14 protein-coding genes and 1 pseudogene are annotated in these 17,367 nt (G+C 60.3%); 4 read left to right on the top strand and 11 right to left on the bottom strand.

The annotated features are described in order from the left end of the window. Nucleotides 1–75: 75 nt before the first annotated feature. From AAFN47_RS04515 to AAFN47_RS04550, 8 genes are all read right to left on the bottom strand, one after another. A complete protein-coding gene (locus tag AAFN47_RS04515) occupies nt 76–1,362 on the bottom strand; it encodes a hypothetical protein (RefSeq protein WP_499808027.1) in 1,287 nt (428 codons plus the stop codon). Continuing rightward, entirely contained in the window at nt 1,359–2,897 is a 1,539-nt protein-coding gene (locus AAFN47_RS04520) for a VWA domain-containing protein (protein ID WP_499808028.1), read from the bottom strand. Before AAFN47_RS04520 ends, AAFN47_RS04515 begins: the two co-directional genes overlap by 4 nt. Continuing rightward, nucleotides 2,894–3,877, bottom strand: coding sequence for a vWA domain-containing protein (locus AAFN47_RS04525; RefSeq protein ID WP_499808029.1), 984 nt, complete (start codon nt 3,875–3,877; stop codon nt 2,894–2,896). The genes AAFN47_RS04520 and AAFN47_RS04525 overlap by 4 nt, the downstream gene beginning before the upstream one ends. Beyond that, on the bottom strand, nt 3,874–4,371 hold the full coding sequence (locus AAFN47_RS04530; protein WP_499808030.1) for a DUF4381 domain-containing protein: 498 nt from the start codon (nt 4,369–4,371) through the stop codon (nt 3,874–3,876). Before AAFN47_RS04530 ends, AAFN47_RS04525 begins: the two co-directional genes overlap by 4 nt. Further along, nucleotides 4,368–5,348: a DUF58 domain-containing protein gene (locus AAFN47_RS04535; protein WP_499808031.1), complete on the bottom strand. Its 981-nt coding sequence runs from the start codon at nt 5,346–5,348 to the stop codon at nt 4,368–4,370. Before AAFN47_RS04535 ends, AAFN47_RS04530 begins: the two co-directional genes overlap by 4 nt. A gap of 14 nt (nt 5,349–5,362) precedes the next feature. After that, nucleotides 5,363–6,313 (bottom strand): AAA family ATPase, encoded by a 951-nt coding sequence (locus AAFN47_RS04540; protein WP_499808366.1) that lies wholly within the window; start codon nt 6,311–6,313, stop codon nt 5,363–5,365. Nucleotides 6,314–6,493: 180 nt separating this feature from the next. Next, on the bottom strand, nt 6,494–8,059 hold the full coding sequence (locus tag AAFN47_RS04545; protein WP_499808032.1) for an arylsulfatase: 1,566 nt from the start codon (nt 8,057–8,059) through the stop codon (nt 6,494–6,496). 116 nt (nt 8,060–8,175) lie between these two features. Continuing rightward, on the bottom strand, nt 8,176–9,981 hold the full coding sequence (locus AAFN47_RS04550) for a tetratricopeptide repeat protein (RefSeq protein WP_499808033.1): 1,806 nt from the start codon (nt 9,979–9,981) through the stop codon (nt 8,176–8,178). A gap of 222 nt (nt 9,982–10,203) precedes the next feature. Here AAFN47_RS04550 and AAFN47_RS04555 point away from each other — a divergent pair, with 222 nt between their 5' ends. From AAFN47_RS04555 to AAFN47_RS04570, 4 genes and pseudogenes are all read left to right on the top strand, one after another. Beyond that, entirely contained in the window at nt 10,204–10,440 is a 237-nt protein-coding gene (locus tag AAFN47_RS04555) for a hypothetical protein (RefSeq protein WP_499808034.1), read from the top strand. A 63-nt stretch (nt 10,441–10,503) separates the two neighbouring features. Then, nucleotides 10,504–12,126, top strand: a complete 1,623-nt coding sequence (locus tag AAFN47_RS04560; protein WP_499808367.1) for an arylsulfatase — start codon at nt 10,504–10,506, stop codon at nt 12,124–12,126. A 77-nt stretch (nt 12,127–12,203) separates the two neighbouring features. Then, entirely contained in the window at nt 12,204–13,226 is a 1,023-nt protein-coding gene (locus AAFN47_RS04565) for an HAD family hydrolase (protein ID WP_499808035.1), read from the top strand. A 47-nt stretch (nt 13,227–13,273) separates the two neighbouring features. Continuing rightward, nucleotides 13,274–13,426, top strand: a pseudogene (locus tag AAFN47_RS04570) (transporter); the annotation flags it as partial. A 316-nt stretch (nt 13,427–13,742) separates the two neighbouring features. On the opposite strand, the gene AAFN47_RS04575 reads toward AAFN47_RS04570, so the two are convergent. The 3 genes from AAFN47_RS04575 to AAFN47_RS04585 all read right to left on the bottom strand — a co-directional run bounded on the left by AAFN47_RS04575 (nt 13,743) and on the right by AAFN47_RS04585 (nt 17,008). Next, the gene (locus AAFN47_RS04575) at nt 13,743–14,894 is read right to left on the bottom strand and encodes a serine hydrolase domain-containing protein (RefSeq protein ID WP_499808036.1); all 1,152 of its coding nucleotides are present in this window, start codon (nt 14,892–14,894) and stop codon (nt 13,743–13,745) included. Nucleotides 14,895–15,034: 140 nt separating this feature from the next. Further along, nucleotides 15,035–16,411, bottom strand: a complete 1,377-nt coding sequence (locus AAFN47_RS04580; protein WP_499808037.1) for an aminotransferase — start codon at nt 16,409–16,411, stop codon at nt 15,035–15,037. 159 nt (nt 16,412–16,570) lie between these two features. Next, nucleotides 16,571–17,008 carry an SIP domain-containing protein gene (locus AAFN47_RS04585; protein ID WP_499808038.1) on the bottom strand — a complete coding sequence of 146 codons (438 nt, stop codon included), beginning with the start codon at nt 17,006–17,008 and terminating at the stop codon, nt 16,571–16,573. Nucleotides 17,009–17,367 lie beyond the last annotated feature (359 nt).

The following is a 17,367-nucleotide window of genomic DNA, read 5'->3' on the forward strand; positions in this document are numbered from 1 at the left end:
GGCTTTTTCCGGGTGGCTGCGGGCTGCGCTGGCTGAATCAGGAAGTCCAAGTCTATCCTAAAAGGGGGCGGATTGTCAGGAGGGGCCATGGTCGACGACGGGATTGAGTGGCGGCAGCGCGATGGCTTTATCCTTCTGCAGAGCCTCGCGCCGAACTACCTCGAAAACGGAGCGTAATCGCCGCCATGCGGCGGCGTCCGGCGTTGATGGAGACGCGCCGAAACGCGCGGCACCGATAGCCGTCAATGCGTTGCGAAGGCGTGGATCGAGCCGCGGATCGGCGCCGGCGATCTTCTCGGCCCAGAGATCGAGCGATGACAGAAGGCGCGAGAGGTCCCGGTCGCGCGCCGCCTTTTCAACTATTTTGAAGGCGTGTTGTTCGGATTCCAGCAGGCGCCGGCGGCGATCGCGGAGAATATCGACAGTCAACGGGATCAGCCATCGCAGCAGCAACGTCAGAACCGCTATCGTCACGACGCCCGCAAGAGCCAGAGCCGCGATCGCGCGCCAGTCGCGCTTTGCGGCAGACGAGGGCGGCGGACCGTCGACATGGATGGAGAAACCGTCAACCGTCGCGGTTTCGACGCGACGCGACGACAGATTGTACCAGTCGATCGAGACCGACGGCCATTCGCCGGTCGCGCCGCCCTCTGCCAGCAGGGTTGCGCGCTCCGTCCGGCTTCCGCTGTAGACGCCGCGGTCCTGCTTTTCGTCTACGGCCGGTTCGTCTTCGTATATCGCGATGCCCGCAATTGTGTGATCCGGCAATAGGCTTGGCAGGAACATCGGTGAATTGCCGGTGATCCCGGCTTTCATCGTGACGACGACGCCGTCGCCGGGTTTCATGGTTCCCGGATCGCCTTCGACGATCGCCTCAAGCTTCAGATTTTCGGCGGAAATGAATGGATCGAGGCTTTCCGCGCCTTCCGGAATGACGCCGGTCAGGGTTATCGTCGGCGTATCGAGCCTGACTTGCGTCGCCTCCCTCGTGTCCGGATCGGAATAGGTCACCAGGATCGGTTGCGGCGGTATGGTGAACCGCCCGGCGATCATGGGGGAAATACGCCAGGTTCTCGTCAGTCCCGACCAGGTTTCTCCGTTGATCCGGTCGCTTGTCGGGTTGGTCGAGCGTTCGGTCAGCCGCACGAGCAGATTCGGCATATCAAGGCTCGGCCATACGGGCGGTTTCGGCATGAATGTCGGCACCATGACCGTCATGCGCAGGATCAACATCTCGCCGGGCACGGCTTCGGTATCGTCGAACTGGACTTCGAGAAACGGCTTGTCGTCAGCGCCTTGCTGCTGGGCGGTCGCCTGTATAAGCGCGGCGAAAAGGAAGAGGAGGGCGATGAGTAATCTCACTGGCTCGCCTCCGGTTTGCCGGATCTCGCCGCTTCGATTGCAAATCTCTGACGCAGGAAGTCGCCGGTTCGCGTGTCGACGGTGTTCATCCACTGATCGGCGGTCATCAAGCCGACGCCGTCTTCGCGAGGCGCTTCCATTCTGGTCTCGACGCCACGATTGCCTTCATTGTCGAAGACGACCTCGTCGGCGCCGATGCCGCCGCTTTCGCCGGTGTCGGACTGCTCGCGAACCCTTTCCACGTAGTCGACGATCTCGCGCGCCGTTTCGAGATTTTCCTCGGCGTGGGGATAGTCCGGATCCCGTTGCAGAGCGGTTTCGAAGGCGCGCACGCCGTTGCGGTAGGAGCGGGACTTGATATGCGCCATTCCCTGGATAAACGCCGCTTCGGCGGTGTCGACGCGGTCGAGCGTTATGACCGATTCCTCGTACTGGCCGCTGCGATATTGCGCATAGCCACGCCACAGGGGATCGGCGAAGAGGTCTGCCGCCTTGTCGAAGTTCCTGTTTTGAAAGGCGATGCGTCCCTGCTGATCCGGCGTCAGAAACCAGTCGGCGACGCCATCGGCGCGCGCCGGGGCAGAATGAAAAAGACCCGGTATCGCAATGGCGGCGATGACGGCCCAGCGCATTGTCCAGCCCTGACGGAACCAGAACAGGATCAGGAAGGCAACCGGCCATGCCAGCCAGTACCCCCGGTCTTCCCAGGGCTGTTCGGTGTTTTCCAGCAGCGCCTGACGGTAGGCGGCGTTGAGAAGCCGGTCCAGCCTGTCGATATCGGCGGCGTCGGGCGTGACGCTGACGACCGGAACGGTGAGCTGGTCCAGGCCGCGATCCCTGCGGTCCTCACGAAGCATCGCCAGGAAGACGACCGGTTGACCGGCGTCGTTGATGGCGGCGGCGTCGGCGGGATCGAGGCCGTCGGCGACGAAGAGGATGCCTCCGGGCGTCTCTTCGCTCGCCAGCAGGTCGAGGCCAAGCTGCAGGGCGAACCCCACGCGTTCGCCCTCCTGGGGCATGATCTGCGGATCGAGCCCTTCGAGATAAGGCGTCATGACCGACGGATCTTCAGTCATCGGAACGACCAGATGGGCGCTGCCCGCATAGGCGACGAGCGCAGTCCTGGCGCCGGCGCGCAGTTTCAGCAGATCGCGGATCTTCTGTTTGCCTCTTTCGAGGCGCGACGGGGCGATGTCCTTGTCCTCCATCGACGGCGTGACCTTGAGGGCCACGACCACGGGCGCCGATTGCGCGACGAAGGGGTCGGGCGTGCGCGACCAGGTCGGCCCCGCGGCGCCGATCGCAAGCAGGATGAGCGCGGCGGCGACCCCGTCGATCGGCTGCAGGCGCCGCCGCTCATCTGCGCCGAGAACCAGCGCCGCGCGCAGATGCGGCGCAAGTCCGTCCGCGGGTATGTCCCGGCTGTAGGCGGAACGACGCACCGGCCACCAGATCACGATCACCACCGGGATCAATATAAGCAGGAGCGGTCTGATGAAATGAAATGCTTCAAGCAATACGAGGAAGGCGTTCATGCGGCCGCCCTTTGACGGGAGCCGGCATGCAGCAGGACAACCGTTCCAAGACCGATGAGCGCCGCAAGCGCGAGCGGGATATAAGCGAGCGGCTGACGCGGTCGGTAAGACAGCACCTCAACCTGGCGCGGCGCCAGCTCATCGATGCGGTCGTAGACGGCGTTCAGGTCCGTTTCGTCTTCCGCGAAGAAGAACTCGCCGCCTGTTCGCGAAGCGATGTTTTGCAGCGCGTCGAGATCCACCCGGGCTTCACCCGTCGCATTGGGGTCGCCGACGCCGACGGTGTAGATTTCGACCCCGTGACCGGCGGCGATTTCCGCAGCGTTGATCGGGCTCATTGAGCTCGAGGTGTCGCTGCCGTCCGACAGCAGGATCAAGAGACGCTGTTCGATGTCGCTGGCCTCGAATGTTCTGATCGAGAGGCCTATGGAGTCGCCGAGCGCCGTATGAGGGCCGGCCATGCCGACCTCGGTGATGTCGAGCAGACTGGTCACCGTGTCCAGATCTTCGGTGAGCGGAGCCTGAACATAGGCTTTCGAGCCGAAGACGATCAGCGCCATGCGGTCGCCCTCGCGGCGCTCCACGAAACTGCGCACTACGTCGCGCACCGCCTCGAGACGCTGTTTGCGCGCGCCGTCGGGCGCAATGAAGTCGCGCGTGTCCATCGAACCGGAAATATCGATGGCAAGCACGACGTCGCGGGCGGACTTGGTGATCTCGATCGGTTCGCCGACCCGTTCCGGCCGCGCCATCGCCAGAACGACGAGACACCAGCAGACGATTGCCGCGAGCATTTGCAGTCTGCTTCGCGTCAGCACGATGGCGCCCGAACGCGGCGCAACGCCTATCGTCTCGACGATCTTGCGAAAGAAAGGAAATCGCAGGGCAGGGACCTGTTTGCGATGCGGCGGCGCGAAGCGCCAGACGAACCACGGCAGCGGCAGCAGGAGAAACGCCCAGGCGAAACCGAGGGAGATCATGCCGCTGTCTCCACCGGACGGACCTTGTGCGTGCGGATCCAGCGTGCGACGGCCTGGCGAAACTCGGGCGGCGAGGCTGTGATATCCTGCCGGTATGGTGCAAGCAGCATGTCCCGGCAAGCCTCGCTCGCGAATTGCCCGTTCCCTCCGGTTTCGTCAAGGAAGCCGATCCAGTCGGCGCCGACGAGACCCGCCACCTGTTCGCGCGGCCAGGCGACGAGCGCGCACCGCCTCAAGACGGCGGCGATGGCGGCGGCGTCGCCCCCCGCCGCATCGAGTTCGGCCAGCGCGGCCCTGCGATAGGCGTTGGCGCGCCATTTTCGCCAGCTCGCGAAAGCAAGCCAGGTCAAAAGGCCCAGAACCACGATTACGAGCACCACCCATCCAAATGTCTGCGGAAGCATCGACACCGCCGGCGGCTCTCCCGGTTCGGCGAGTTTGCCGATCAGGTCGACCAGGTTTTCGGTCGTTTCAGGATTGGCGTCTTCGTTCATGACGGCGCCAGCCCCATCAGGCGACGCAATTGCGGAAGCGTCTCTTCGGCTGCGCTGACGGGCAGGACCGGCATGCCATAGCGGCGCTGCCAGTCGAGCACTTCCGCCAGGCGCCCGTGCGCCAGCTCGCGCAGGCTTTTGTGCTGTGTCCGGTCAACCGTATTGACCTCCGCCTGCAGCACGCCGTCGGAGACGACGAGGCGCTGGTTCGGCGGCATGTTGTCTGCGAAGGGATCCGTGACGAGGCCGATGATCAGATCGTTGCGGCGCGCAATGCCCGAGATCAGGCGGGAGGTTTCATCGTCGATCTCGTCGAAATCGCTCAAAATGATCACGAGATGATTGCGTGGCGCAATCCGTGCGACGGAACGCAGCACCTGATTTATCGGGATCGGCGCCACATTCGCGGCGTCCGCCCGCAGCAATCCGTTGAGGTCTGCGAGCGCGGTGAGGAACCGGTTCAACGCCCTGCGGCTGCGTTCGGGACGGATTTCCGCAATCCGTTCGTCGCCGAACACGATGCCGCCCAGGCGGTCGTCCTGCCCGAGGATGCGGTAGGCGATGAGCGCGGCCGTTTCGGCGGCGGTCACCGCCTTCATGTTAAGGACGGAGCCAAAGAACATCGACATGCGTTGATCGACGACGAGCAGGGTGGGCCGGTCGCGTTCTTCCGTGTAGACGCGGACATGCGGCGTTCCCGTGCGGGCGGTCACTTTCCAGTCGATCGAGCGAATATCGTCGCCCGGCAGATAATCGCGCAGCTCCTCGAAATTCAGCCCGCGCCCGCGAAGCCGCGAGGCGTGCCGGCCATTGAGAACGGAGCGCGCGGGCTGACGCGGCAGGAAGCTGAGGCTGCGCGCCTTGCTTTCGAAGGACCTGAGATGCGGGAGCGTGACGTGGATCCTCGTATCGCCTTCATCCACGGCCCGGGGTTTCGGGTTCGTCCCAGTTCTGATCCTTGCAGCCGTGTCGCGCATGGTCCTGCCCCCGGCTACGGCAACGCCACTTGCCTGATGATTTCGGCGACCACTGCGTCGGGAGTTACGCCTTCGCCTTGTGCTTCGTAGCTGAGCCCAAGCCGATGTCGCAGAACGTCCGGGGCAATCATGCGGACGTCTTCCGGATCGACATAGTCGCGGCCATTGAGCCAGGCGTGGGTGCGTCCGCATTTGTCGAGGCCAAGGCTTGCCCTCGGGCTTGCGCCGATTTCGATCCAGCGGGGCAGGTCGGCGCCGAAGGACTCCGGATGGCGCGTGGCATTGACGAGATCCGCCATATACCGCTCCATGGCTTCAGAAACGTGGATCTTTCCGATCTCCCTGCGCGCCTGGAAAATCGTGTCCTGGGATATCGGACTTTTATCGTTCCGCTTCGGCTTGTCGGATTTGTCCGCTGACGCCGCGATCTCTTCGCCGCGCACCAACCGGATGACCTCGACTTCGTCTTCGACCGGGGGATAGGTGATGTTCACATGCATGAGAAACCGGTCAAGCTGGGCCTCGGGCAGGGGATAGGTGCCTTCCTGCTCGATCGGATTCTGGGTCGCCATGACCATGAACAGCGGCTCCATGGCGTGGGTCCTGCCAGCGACGGTGACCTGCCGTTCCTCCATCGCTTCCAGCAACGCCGCCTGGACCTTTGCCGGCGCCCGATTGATTTCGTCGGCCAGAACGATATTGGCGAAGATCGGTCCCGGTTCGAAACGGAATTCGCCGCCGGTTTCTGCCTGGTAGTAGACTTCCGTTCCCGTGACGTCGGAGGGGAGCAGGTCCGGCGTGAACTGTATTCTGCTGAAATCGCATTCGAGGTTCTTCGCCAGCGCCTTGATGGCGCGTGTCTTTGCAAGTCCCGGAAGGCCCTCAATGAGCAGATTGCCGTTCGCGAGCAGGCCGATCAGCAGCCTGTCGATAACGTCGCGTTGTCCGATGATCGCCTCGCCCATGCGATCCCGCAAGGTCGATACGAGTGTTCTGGTGTCGTCCGTTTCCGGGGAGTCGACGGAAGGTGCTGATGCCTGATCAATGGCCATGCCGATCGTTGACCTCCCGGTCTTTTCTCTTCGGAAGTATAATGAAAAAAGGGGCCGCGGCAATTCGCGGCCCCTTGTTTCGCGGTATTCGGATCAGTTGCTTCCAACGCCTTCGGAAAGCTTCTTCTCGATGGCGCTCAGGTTGAACGAACCCGGCGTCTGGCTTGGCGGATAGTCCTGCATGGTCTGCAGGAACTGGGCCGCAAGTCGTTGGATCGGCACGAGCACGAATGCGCGGTCGAGGAACCAGTCATCGTAGGTGTTCGAATTGTGCTGGGCTTTTTCAAACGGGTCACGGCGGAGATGGAACAACAACGGCGTGCGAAGCTCGACAAAAGGTTCGCGCCAAACGCCAAAGGCTTGGCCCCGGTTTTCCAGGAAGACGACTTTCCAGTCGTCGTAGCGTGCTGCGACCACCTGACCGTCGTCGTTGACGTACCAGAACTCGTGACGAGGCGACTCTTCCGTTTCCCCCGTTACGTAAGGCACCATATTGTAGCCGTCTATATAGTTGCGATAGGTGCGGCCGATCAGTTCGGTTCCGTCACGCAATTGCTCCTTGATATCCGGATTTCCTGCGGCCGCGGCGAACGTCGGCAGCCAGTCCTCATGGGCGACGATACCGTTCAGGATCTCGCCTTCGGGAACTTTTCCAGGCCAGCGCAGATAGGCCGGCACGCGATAGGCGCCTTCCCAGTTGGAGTTCTTTTCGCTGCGGAACGGCGTTGTTCCGGCGTCAGGCCAGGTGTTGTAGTGCGGACCGTTGTCGGTCGAGTAGATGACCATCGTGTCGTCGGCGATGCCCAACTCGTCAAGCAGATCGAGAAGCTGGCCGACATGCATGTCGTGTTCGACCATGCCGTCGTGATATTCATCGCCGCTCGGTCCTGATATCCCTGTCAGTTCATCCTTGACGTGGGTGCGGAAGTGCATGCGCGTTCCGTTCCACCAGGTAAACCACGGCACGCCTTCCTCTTCCTTGCGCTTGATGAAGTCGATGGCTGCGGCGAGGGTTTCCTCGTCGACCGTTTCCATGCGCTTCTTGGTCAGCGGTCCGGTGTCCTCGATATCGCCGTCGGCGTAAGACTTGATCACGCCGCGCGGACCGAAGGTCTCGCGGAAAGTGGTTCCGTCAGCCAGCACCATGTCTCCCGGATAGTCGCGGTTTTCGGGCTCTTCTTCGGCGTTGAGATGGTAGAGGTTGCCGTAGAATTCGTCGAAGCCGTGATTGGTGGGCAGATGCTCGTCGCGGTCGCCCTGGTGGTTCTTGCCGAACTGGCCGGTGGCGTAACCCTGACCTTTGAGAACCGCGGCGATGGTGGCGTCTGTCTCCTGCCAACCCTGTTCGGCGCCCGGCAGTCCAACCTTGGTCATGCCGGTGCGAACAGGAACATTGCCGCCGAGGAAGGCGGCGCGTCCGGCGGTGCAGCTCTGCTGACCGTAGTAGTCGGTAAAGTGGACGCCTTCCTTGGCGATGCGGTCGATGTTGGGCGTCTCGTATCCCATCATGCCCATGTTCTTGTGGCTGATGTTCCAGGTTCCGATATCGTCGCCCCAGATCACAAGAATGTTCGGCTTGTCGGCGTCTTGCGCGAACGCGGGCGCGCCGATCATAGTTAGCGACAGCGCAAGACCTGTCGCCGTCAAAATACCACGCATGGTTACTTCTCCCAGTGTTGCCATCGTTGTTTGCGACAATGACCTGTTTGGCGGTCCCGGCCAATGTTCGTACTGTTCGCACTCCGTCTTGTCGTGTCGCCAACCCCTTTCCACCTCTAGGCTCCGGGTTCGCTCCATCCGGCATTGCGCATGCCCGCAACAATCGCTGCTACGATTTCTTCCGTTGCCTGATGCCCGCGGTAGACTTCTGCGGGATCGCTGCCGAGTCGCGGCGATATTACTTTCATTGTATCCAGAGCTTCCCTTGCCGCCGCCATGTTGCCGAGCGCGCCTTGCGCGATGGCCACCAGGGACCAGCTGATGCCGGACTCATGTCCGACGCCGTATTTGGCGGCGGCGAGCATTTCGGCGTACCGGCCGTTCATGTAGTGGTCGATCGCAATGAGATGGTAATACCAGCCCGGCGGGTTGACCGTGCGGGCGATCGCTTTCTCGACATAGGGAATGCCTTCGTCGAACTCTCCCCGGATCGCGAGCCTCCACCCCAGTTGAACCAGGGTGTCCGGATCGTTCGGATTGTTTGCGAGCGCTTGACGCTGGTAGCGCTCGCTTTCCTCGTAATTCCCCATGTAGTGATGAATCGAGCCCAGCGCCTTCAGCGCCATTATGTTGTTGACGTCCAGCAAATGCGCGTGTTCGGAGGATGCGAGCGCTTTGGTGAAAGCGCTTTCAATATTTTCCTGTGACGTCCAGCCGAAACGCGCCGTATCCATATAGAGCCAACCAAGCAACGCCCTGGCCTCCGCATATTTCGGATCGCGTGCTACAGCTTTTTGAAGACAATCAAGCGTCGGCGCGTGAAGGGCCTTCGCAAAGGAACGGCGGTATGAATAGGCGCGCAAGACACACTCGTAACTCGGCATGCTGGCGCTGAAATCATCCGGCAGACCGGTGGCGACTTCCGTCATGATGACGCCGTAGGGCTGGCCGAGCGCTGTCGCGATATCCGAGGCAATCTCGTTTTGAAGTCGCAGCAGTGAGCCGGGCTCCAGCTGATTGCTGTAATCTTCCGCCCAGATGATGCGGCCGGAAGAGACTTCGATCAGACTGGCGCCGATCTTGACGTCCTGACTGTCCGAAGCGACGCTTCCCTTGACGATGTAGGAGAGACCGTCCCGGCTTCCCTGCTCCAGGAGCTCCGTTCCCGACGAAGCCGTATATCCGGACGGCATATAGAGCCTGAATTCCGAAAAACGGCTCAAGTCCGTCATGATCTGTTCCGCAATGCCGTCTGCGAGGAACGTGGTGTGTTCGTCTACGCCCAGAGACCTGAATGGCAGGATGGCGACGGCCGGACCTTCAGCTATGGCCAGGGCGCTGTCGTGTCCCCTGGACTGCCATAACCAGGATGCGATCGCTGCGAGCAGCACGGCGATGGCTGCGGATCCTGAAATCCACCGAATGTGCGATCCGGCGATTTTCCTTTCTTTCGTTTGGTCCAAGGATCGTTCGTTTGACGACGTGTCTGGCCGCTGTTCAGTTTCTTCTTGTGAAACTGATTCATGAACACCCGATAAAGTGCGGGAATTGCAGCTTATTTCAGGAATGTAGTGCCCTTTGGGGATGCTGATGCGAAGCGGATTGTCGCGGCCGGCGGAGACATAGTAGCTGTCGAGATCCCGACGAAGCCTGCGGGCTTCAAGTCGAACCACCGGATCGGCCTGCGGATCGAAATCGTCGCCGCGGCCGAAAACGGCCACCCCGATGGTGTAGCCTTTCAGCGTGCGGGCGCGCCCGGCCAGTGCTTCTTCCACGAGATATCGAAGCATTTCGCGACGTCTGGGCGTCGCCCTGAAATCGCTGCTCTCCAGAACTCTTTGCAGTTCCAGGCGAACATCTTCCGGCGGCAACTTGTTCAAGGGTTCCGATAGTTCCAGTTCCATCTTGGGAATCGGGGCCATGGCACTTTCCACGATAGACTGGTTACGGGTACACAATATTTAGTACCAAACCCATGAATTACATCAAATCATATTATATTGAAAGCTTTGTAACGGTCCGTTTATTCTGCAACGCAGCAAGAATAAATTTCCCGCCGTACAGGTTCGAACCTGTTCGCACCTGCCCTTGCATGCGTTTGCGAGCGTACAAACGCTGCGCAATCAGGATTCGGACTTTGCTGCATGGCTGATGCGGCTACTGTCATACGCCGCTTTGCGGCGCACGAGTTCTCGGTTCGGCGGTTTTACGCCACCGATCCGGAGTTCCGGATACTTTGCGACGATTACACAGATGCGGTCCACGCAAGCATGGTCTGGCGTCACGATACTCGAAAAGTCGAAGACTATCGGCGCTTGATTGATGAACTTGAAGACGAGATACTGGAATTTCTGGTATCACACAGACCGACAACCCGATAAATATTTGACGAGGCCGCGCGCGCGGTCATGGAGGCAGGAATGCGATTACCCGAAACATTTACAATGCTTGCGACGTGCGCTGGCCTGGCGTTTGCAACGCTTCCGTCGCACGCTCAGGAAGAAAAGAAGCCGAACATCCTTCTGATCGTATCCGACGACACCGGATGGGGCGATCTCGGTCCCTATCTCGGCGGCGAAGCGCGCGGCATGCCGACGCCTAACTTCGACAAGATTGCGAATGAAGGCATGGTCTTCACCAACTTCTACGGCCAGCCAAGTTGCACCCCGGGTCGTGCGGCGATCCAGACAGGTCGCATTCCAAATCGAAGCGGCATGACCACCGTCGCCTTCCAGGGACAGGGCGGGGGATTGCCGGAAGCGGAATGGACGCTCGCCTCCGTTCTCAAGACCGCCGGCTATAAAACCTATTTCACCGGCAAGTGGCACCTGGGAGAGTCGGACTACGCGCTTCCGAACGCCCAGGGCTACGACGTGATGAAGCACGCCTTCCTCTATCACCTCAACGCTTATACCTATCCCGATCCGAAATGGTTCCCCGAAATGTCGAGCGAACTGCGCGAGATGTTCGAAAAGGTGACCACCGGATCGCTGTCGGGCAACGCCGGGCAAAAGCCCACCGAAGACTGGAAGGTCAATGGAGAATATGTCGATACGCCGGACAAGGGCGTGGTCGGCATTCCCTATCTCGACGCCTATGTGGAGAAGGCCGGGATCGAATTCCTGGAAGACGCCGCAAAGGACAAGGACACGCCGTTCTTCATCAACATCAACTTCATGAAGAACCACCAGCCGAACCTGCCTGCGCCGGAATTCGAGGGCAAGTCCATCTCGAAATCGAAATATGCAGACTCGGTCGTTGAGCTGGATACGCGCGTCGGCAATGTGCTCAAGAAGCTCGACGAACTGGGCCTGGCCGACAACACGCTTGTCTTCTACACCGTCGACAACGGCGCCTGGCAGGACGTCTATCCGGACGCCGGCTATACGCCCTTCCGCGGCACAAAGGGAACCGTTCGCGAGGGCGGCAACCGGGTTCCGACGATGGCGCTGTGGCCGGGCAAGATCCCGGCCGGTTCTAAGACCGACGACATCACCGGCGGTCTGGATCTGATGGCGACTTTCGCGTCCGTCGCCGGGGTCGACCTGCCGACGGAAGACCGTGCTGGCGAGCCGATCATCTTCGACAGCCACGACATGACCCCGATCATGACGGGAACGGGCGATTCTGATCGCAAGGCCTGGTTCTATTTCACGGAAAACGAACTGTCTCCGGGCGCCGTCCGGGTCGGCAACTTCAAGTATGTCTTCAACCTGCGCGGCGATGACGGCGCTTCGACCGGCGGCCTTGCAGTCGACACCAACCTCGGCTGGAAGGGCGCCGACAGCTATGTCGCCACGGTGCCCCAGGTGTTCGATATTCTCGCCGATCCGCAGGAGCGATACGACATCTTCATGACGACCTTCAAGGAAAGCACCTGGGCGATGGTTCCGGCCAACGAGTCGGTGTCGAAACTGATGAAGACCTACATCAAGTATCCGCCGCGCAAATTGCAGAGCGAAACCTATACGGGTCCCATCACCATCACGAATTACCAGCGTTTCAAATATGTTCAGGACGCGCTGGCCAAGGATGGTTTCCAACTCGGTTTGCCTACGGGCAACTGAGGCGCGACAATACCTCGCCCCGTCTTCGGACGGGGCGAACCATTATTCGAGAAATATGCGGCTCGGGAGGCGGCGACATGCTGAAAAACACACAACTTCTTTCATCGATTGTGAGCGGCTTGTTCGCAGCCGCGCTGTTTGCAACAGGGGCATCGGCTCAGGAGGATCCGCTGCCGTCGTGGAACGACGGACCCAACAAGCAGGCTATCGTCGCATTCGTTGCAGCCGTGACGGAAGAAGGCGGACCGGACTACGTGGAGCCGGGCGCACGGATCGCCACATTCGACAATGACGGCACGCTGTGGACCGAGCACCCGATTTACACGCAGCTTGCCTTCGCGCTGGATCAGGTCAAGGTCATGGCTCCCGACCATCCGGAATGGAAGGATGAAGAACCCTTCAAGTCCATTCTGGCTGAAGACATGAAGGGTGTCGCTGCGTCCGGCAAGAAAGGCCTGACGGACATCCTGGCCGTCACCCATGCTGGCATGTCTACTGCCGAATTCGAATCCACTGTGACGAACTGGTTTGCAACAGCCAAACATCCCCGTTTCGACAGACCCTATACCGAACTGGCCTACCAGCCGATGCTGGATGTGCTGAACTATCTGCGCGCGAACGGTTTCAAGACCTTCATCGTATCGGGCGGCGGCATCGAGTTCATGCGGCCAATGACCGATGAAGTCTACGGGATTCCGGCCGAGCAGGTGGTCGGTTCGTCCATCAAGACAAAATTCGAGATGCAGGACGGCAAGCCGGTCATCATGCGCCTGGCGGAGGTCAATTTCATCGACGACAAGGACGGAAAACCGATTGGCATCAACCAGTACATCGGCAAGCGGCCGATTGCTTCCTTCGGAAATTCGGGCGGCGATCGCGAGATGCTGGAATGGACAGGCGCAGGCGACGGCAAGCGACTGATGATGCTTGTTTTCCATGACGACGCGGAGCGCGAATACGCCTATGGCCCGGCCGACGGATTGCCTGACACCCATTTCGGCGCATTCCCGCAGTCGCTGATGGACGAGGCCAATGCGAGAGACAACTGGCATGTGATCAGCATGAAGGATGACTGGAGTCAGATTTTCCCGTCCGAGTAATTCTGTTGTGATGTGTCCGGCGCCTGCTTTTAAGCAGAGCGGCGGTTGGCGCGCTCGCCGATCATATCTGGTCGTTCGCCGGCAAGGACGACTCCGCTGACATCAGCTCAACATTCCTGCAGCCGTTCCTTTCCTACACGATGCCCTACGCCTGGAGTTTCACCGTCAATATGGAATCGACCTACAATTGGGAAACGGACCGGAAGGGTGGGGCGCCCGCGCGTCCGTGACATTTCTGTTTCCGGCGGGTCGGTGATCTTCAGTTCAGTAGTCCGCTATTGTCCCTTGAGAGGCCGTAATGCAACAATTGTGATATGGCGTTATTCGGCCTGCAATCACGTTCGTGCAGCCGCAGTCGATAGGCGCTTGGTTACATACCGCTATCGGACCGGGCGGGATATTCACCGATAACCGCTGCAGACGACGGCGCCAGGACGGATAAGCTCACAGCTACGCCACGGGCTGCGGATAAAAGCTATGTATTCAAGCAATTTGTCTTCTTCTGGCCTCACTTCGTCAGGGAACGTGTGCGGAAACAGACTTCAACATCGCGATCACCAATTGATCGAGTTCGTCATTGACCGGAAGCGGCTCTGACGATTGACGGACAATCACTGTTTGTGAGTCGCGGTCGATCCACAGGTCCTGACCATGGATGCCAACGCCGGCAAGCGCGCCGGCTCCGGTGTCGTACCAGTAGTTGTGGTAGCTGCCGCCCGGAAAGAGCGATCCCTGTTCACCCGAGGCCCAGATATTGCGATCGCCGCCGCCCCACAATTTTTCGATGAATGGCGCGGGAACGATGGATGCGCCGCCAAGACGCACGAGTTCTCCCAGGCGCGCAAGATCGCGCGCAGTCATGGAAATGCCCCCTGAAGAGCGTGGATTGCCGGCGCGGTCGACTGTGATGAAGGCGTCGGTAAAGGCGCCCATCGGCTTCCACAGCTCTTTCGACAGAAAGTCTGCGTAGCGTTCGCCGGCAGCCGCTTCCACGACAAGTCCAGCCATATCGGCGTTTGGAGAACGATAGGCGTGACGCTCGCCGTGGGGATGGCCGGCGCGCGGCAGCGAACTGAGCAGTTCGCGAAGGGTCAATGTTGGATCATCCGGATTTTCCGGGTTCCAGAGCATCGCGCGGCGATAGCGGTCGTAGTCGCTGGTCTTGTCGAGGTAGAGTTCTTCGAAATCGACCGCGACCGTCATGTTGAAAAGGTCCTGAAGCAGAAGATCGCCATAGGCCGATCCTTCCGCGTCGGGAATGTATTTCACCACCGGATCGCTGAAGGACAGCAATCCCCGGCTTTCGAGAATGCCGGCTAGCAGTCCGGTGACCGATTTCGAAATCGAGAAGATGATATGCGGACGGGCCGGGTCGCAATGACCGGCGCACCATTCCGCAATGATGTGGCCGCCGCGCAGGACGACCAGTGCGTCGCTGTGACTTTGCTCCAGAAACAGGGGTAGGGCCACGGTTTCGCCGGCCGGGCCATCAACAACGATATCCGCGAAACTTCCAAGTTCGCACGGCGGCGTCTCCTCGCGACGGGCGCTGGCGATCACCGCCGAGGGCACAAGTTCCGACACGTTCTGGAAAGACCATTTCGAAAAGGGGCGGTTGCGCCAGTTTGAAAGGGTGACGTCAGCGCGTTCGAACGTTTCGGAGTGCATGAATTCCTTTCCGCCTATAAATCCGGCGCCCGGGTTGGCGCGCGCAAAAGGATTTTGGCAGCCCATGTTGAAGCGAAGCTAATAAGCGATCGCAGATTGCGCAATCATTTGGCGAATTTCGTTTTCTTATTTACTCCGGGCTATTGCCCGAGCTTGGCCGCAGCGGCGTCCAGCGCCCGGCTCAATCTTTCGCAGGCCAGGTCCACATGCTCTCGGCTCCAGATCAGGGGAGGCGAGAAAATCATCGTGTCGCCGACGCAGCGCACCATCAGGCCATTGGCGACGGCGTGGTCGCGGACGATGTCGCCGGCGGCGGCGGCCGGTTCGAATCGCTCGCGGGAGCCGTTCCCGCGGGCCAGTTCGACCGCGCCCATGAGCCCTACCGATCGGGTTTCGCCGACAATGTCGTGTTTTCCGATCGTTTCGGCGAGCACCTTCGAGAAGTAGGGGCCGGTGTCGTTGGCGACGCGCTCGACGAGACCTTCCCGCTCGATGATGTCGAGGTTGGCCAGCGCCACGGCGCAACACACCGGATGACCGGAATAGGTGTAACCGTGATAGAACTCGCCGCCCTTTTCGACCAGGGTCGAGGAAACGCGCTCGCCGACCATCAGCGCCGACAGCGGCTGATAGCCGGAGGTCAGCGCCTTGGCGGTTGTAATCATATCGGCCTCAATACCGTAAGTCTCGCAGGCGAACCATGCGCCGGTGCGTCCATAGCCTGTGATCACTTCGTCGATCATCAGCAGCACGTCGTATTTGCGGCAGATGCGCTGGATTTCCGGCCAGTAGCTCGCCGGCGGAATCTTGACGCCGCCGGCGCCCATGACCGGTTCTCCGATGAAAGCCGCGACCTTGTCCGCTCCGGCTTCCAGGATTGCCTCTTCCACCGCGCGGGCGGCCCGTATTCCGAAGTCGTGGTCGCTTTCGCCAGCTTGCGCGAATTCATAGGAATAGGGCGGCATGACATGGACGATGTTCGGCACAGCGCCATGAAGCTGGCCGTGCATGCCGGCCATGCCGCCGAGCGAGGCGCCGGTGATGGAGGAGCCGTGGTAGGCGGTGTTTCGCGAGATGATGATGTTCTTTTCGGGCTTGCCTTCAAGCGACCAGAAATGGCGCACCAGCCGCACAGCCGTGTCGTTGGCTTCCGAACCCGAAGAACCGTAGAAGACCTGATCCAGGCCCGTTGGCGCGAGTTTCGCCAGTTTCGCCGCCAGAAGAACCGGCGTCGGCGTCGTGCAGCGAAAGAAGGAATTGTAATAGGGAAGTTCCTTCATTTGCTCATAGGCGGCTTTCGCGAGTTCGTCGCGACCGTAGCCGATGTTCACGCACCACAGGCCCGCCATGCCGTCGAGGATTTCATTGCCCGCGCTGTCGTAAACAAACGGGCCGTCGGCCCTGACGATCATGCGCGCGCCATCGCCGCGCAGATGTTTGTGATCGGTGAAGGGGTGCAGGTGATGAGCGTTGTCGAGCGCCTGAAGCTGCTCGGTCGTAAAGTTCTGATAAGTCATGTCAATAACCTGTCCTCATGTCTCTTTCCGCTGTGGTTCGGAAAGAGCGGTTGGGAATAGCCGACGCGCGCGCACAGGCGCAGCAATTCGGTGTAGCGTGTCCGAGGTGAAGGCGACACTGTCCAGGGCAAAGGGCCAGACAGCCGGTTTCGCACGGCATCATACATGGGGTTTGCCATGGCGCCAGTACCCAATCATGGTCAGGTGTTTCCGGTCGGGCCGCAATTCCTTGAGGAAATGTTTTCGAATTTGGCTGACGGCGGCGGTCTCTCCCGCGACCCGGCCGTAGAATAGGTCGCCAGACGCGCTTGCGCGGTCCCACAGGGTGTCGCGATCGACATCCAGACTGTCGATGTCTGCGCAACCGGAATCGGCGTCGCCGCCCGCGACGGCTGTTTCCGGAATTGCAGCCGATTGCGCCCACCGGATCATCCCGGCGCCATAGCCGTCCGCGCGGCCATTTCTTGCAAGCCAGTTGACTTCCAGACCCTGCCAAACGGGCAATTGCCGCCGATCGTCCTTGCTCGGCATCTCGATAAAGGCGAGTGCGGTAACAGGGCCAATGCCGGGAATCGTCATCAGACGATTGCAAACCATATCGTTCCTGACAATGGCCAGAACCTTGTGGTGCAGACAGGTAAACTCTTCACGGATTTTCCGCCTGGTGTGGTGGGTTTGAAGTTCCTTACAATGTAGCAGCTGCCTCATTCAGGAACTTTAAATCCGTAAACCACACCAGAATCATAATCTTGCTAATGCCTATATCGAATCTGAAGTTCGAGAAAAACGTGCTGCAGGATGTAACGAAGTTCAGATTCGAGGCGCTAGAAGTCGTCGCGCACGTGGGGCCAGAAGTTGACCGACAGGTTTTTGGTTTCATTGGCGCAAAGCTGTCGTTTAGGTCCGGTGCAGTCAATTCCAGCGCCAACTCGATCCTAATGCATACAAAGGAGGTG

This window comes from Hoeflea sp. CAU 1731, assembly GCF_039888615.1.
GTDB lineage: Bacteria > Pseudomonadota > Alphaproteobacteria > Rhizobiales > Rhizobiaceae > Flavimaribacter.

What these genes read in the sequence shown, in the direction of transcription:
- AAFN47_RS04520 (WP_499808028.1), bottom strand. Translation starts at nt 2,897, where the DNA reads ATGAACGCCTTCCTCGTATTGCTTGAAGCATTTCATTTCATCAGACCG.
- AAFN47_RS04525 (WP_499808029.1), bottom strand. Translation starts at nt 3,877, where the DNA reads ATGATCTCCCTCGGTTTCGCCTGGGCGTTTCTCCTGCTGCCGCTGCCG.
- AAFN47_RS04530 (WP_499808030.1), bottom strand. Translation starts at nt 4,371, where the DNA reads ATGAACGAAGACGCCAATCCTGAAACGACCGAAAACCTGGTCGACCTG.
- AAFN47_RS04535 (WP_499808031.1), bottom strand. Translation starts at nt 5,348, where the DNA reads ATGCGCGACACGGCTGCAAGGATCAGAACTGGGACGAACCCGAAACCC.
- AAFN47_RS04540 (WP_499808366.1), bottom strand. Translation starts at nt 6,313, where the DNA reads ATGGGCGAGGCGATCATCGGACAACGCGACGTTATCGACAGGCTGCTG.
- AAFN47_RS04545 (WP_499808032.1), bottom strand. Translation starts at nt 8,059, where the DNA reads ATGCGTGGTATTTTGACGGCGACAGGTCTTGCGCTGTCGCTAACTATG.
- AAFN47_RS04550 (WP_499808033.1), bottom strand. Translation starts at nt 9,981, where the DNA reads ATGGCCCCGATTCCCAAGATGGAACTGGAACTATCGGAACCCTTGAAC.
- AAFN47_RS04555 (WP_499808034.1), top strand. Translation starts at nt 10,204, where the DNA reads ATGGCTGATGCGGCTACTGTCATACGCCGCTTTGCGGCGCACGAGTTC.
- AAFN47_RS04560 (WP_499808367.1), top strand. Translation starts at nt 10,504, where the DNA reads ATGCTTGCGACGTGCGCTGGCCTGGCGTTTGCAACGCTTCCGTCGCAC.
- AAFN47_RS04565 (WP_499808035.1), top strand. Translation starts at nt 12,204, where the DNA reads ATGCTGAAAAACACACAACTTCTTTCATCGATTGTGAGCGGCTTGTTC.
- AAFN47_RS04575 (WP_499808036.1), bottom strand. Translation starts at nt 14,894, where the DNA reads ATGCACTCCGAAACGTTCGAACGCGCTGACGTCACCCTTTCAAACTGG.
- AAFN47_RS04580 (WP_499808037.1), bottom strand. Translation starts at nt 16,411, where the DNA reads ATGACTTATCAGAACTTTACGACCGAGCAGCTTCAGGCGCTCGACAAC.
- AAFN47_RS04585 (WP_499808038.1), bottom strand. Translation starts at nt 17,008, where the DNA reads ATGGTTTGCAATCGTCTGATGACGATTCCCGGCATTGGCCCTGTTACC.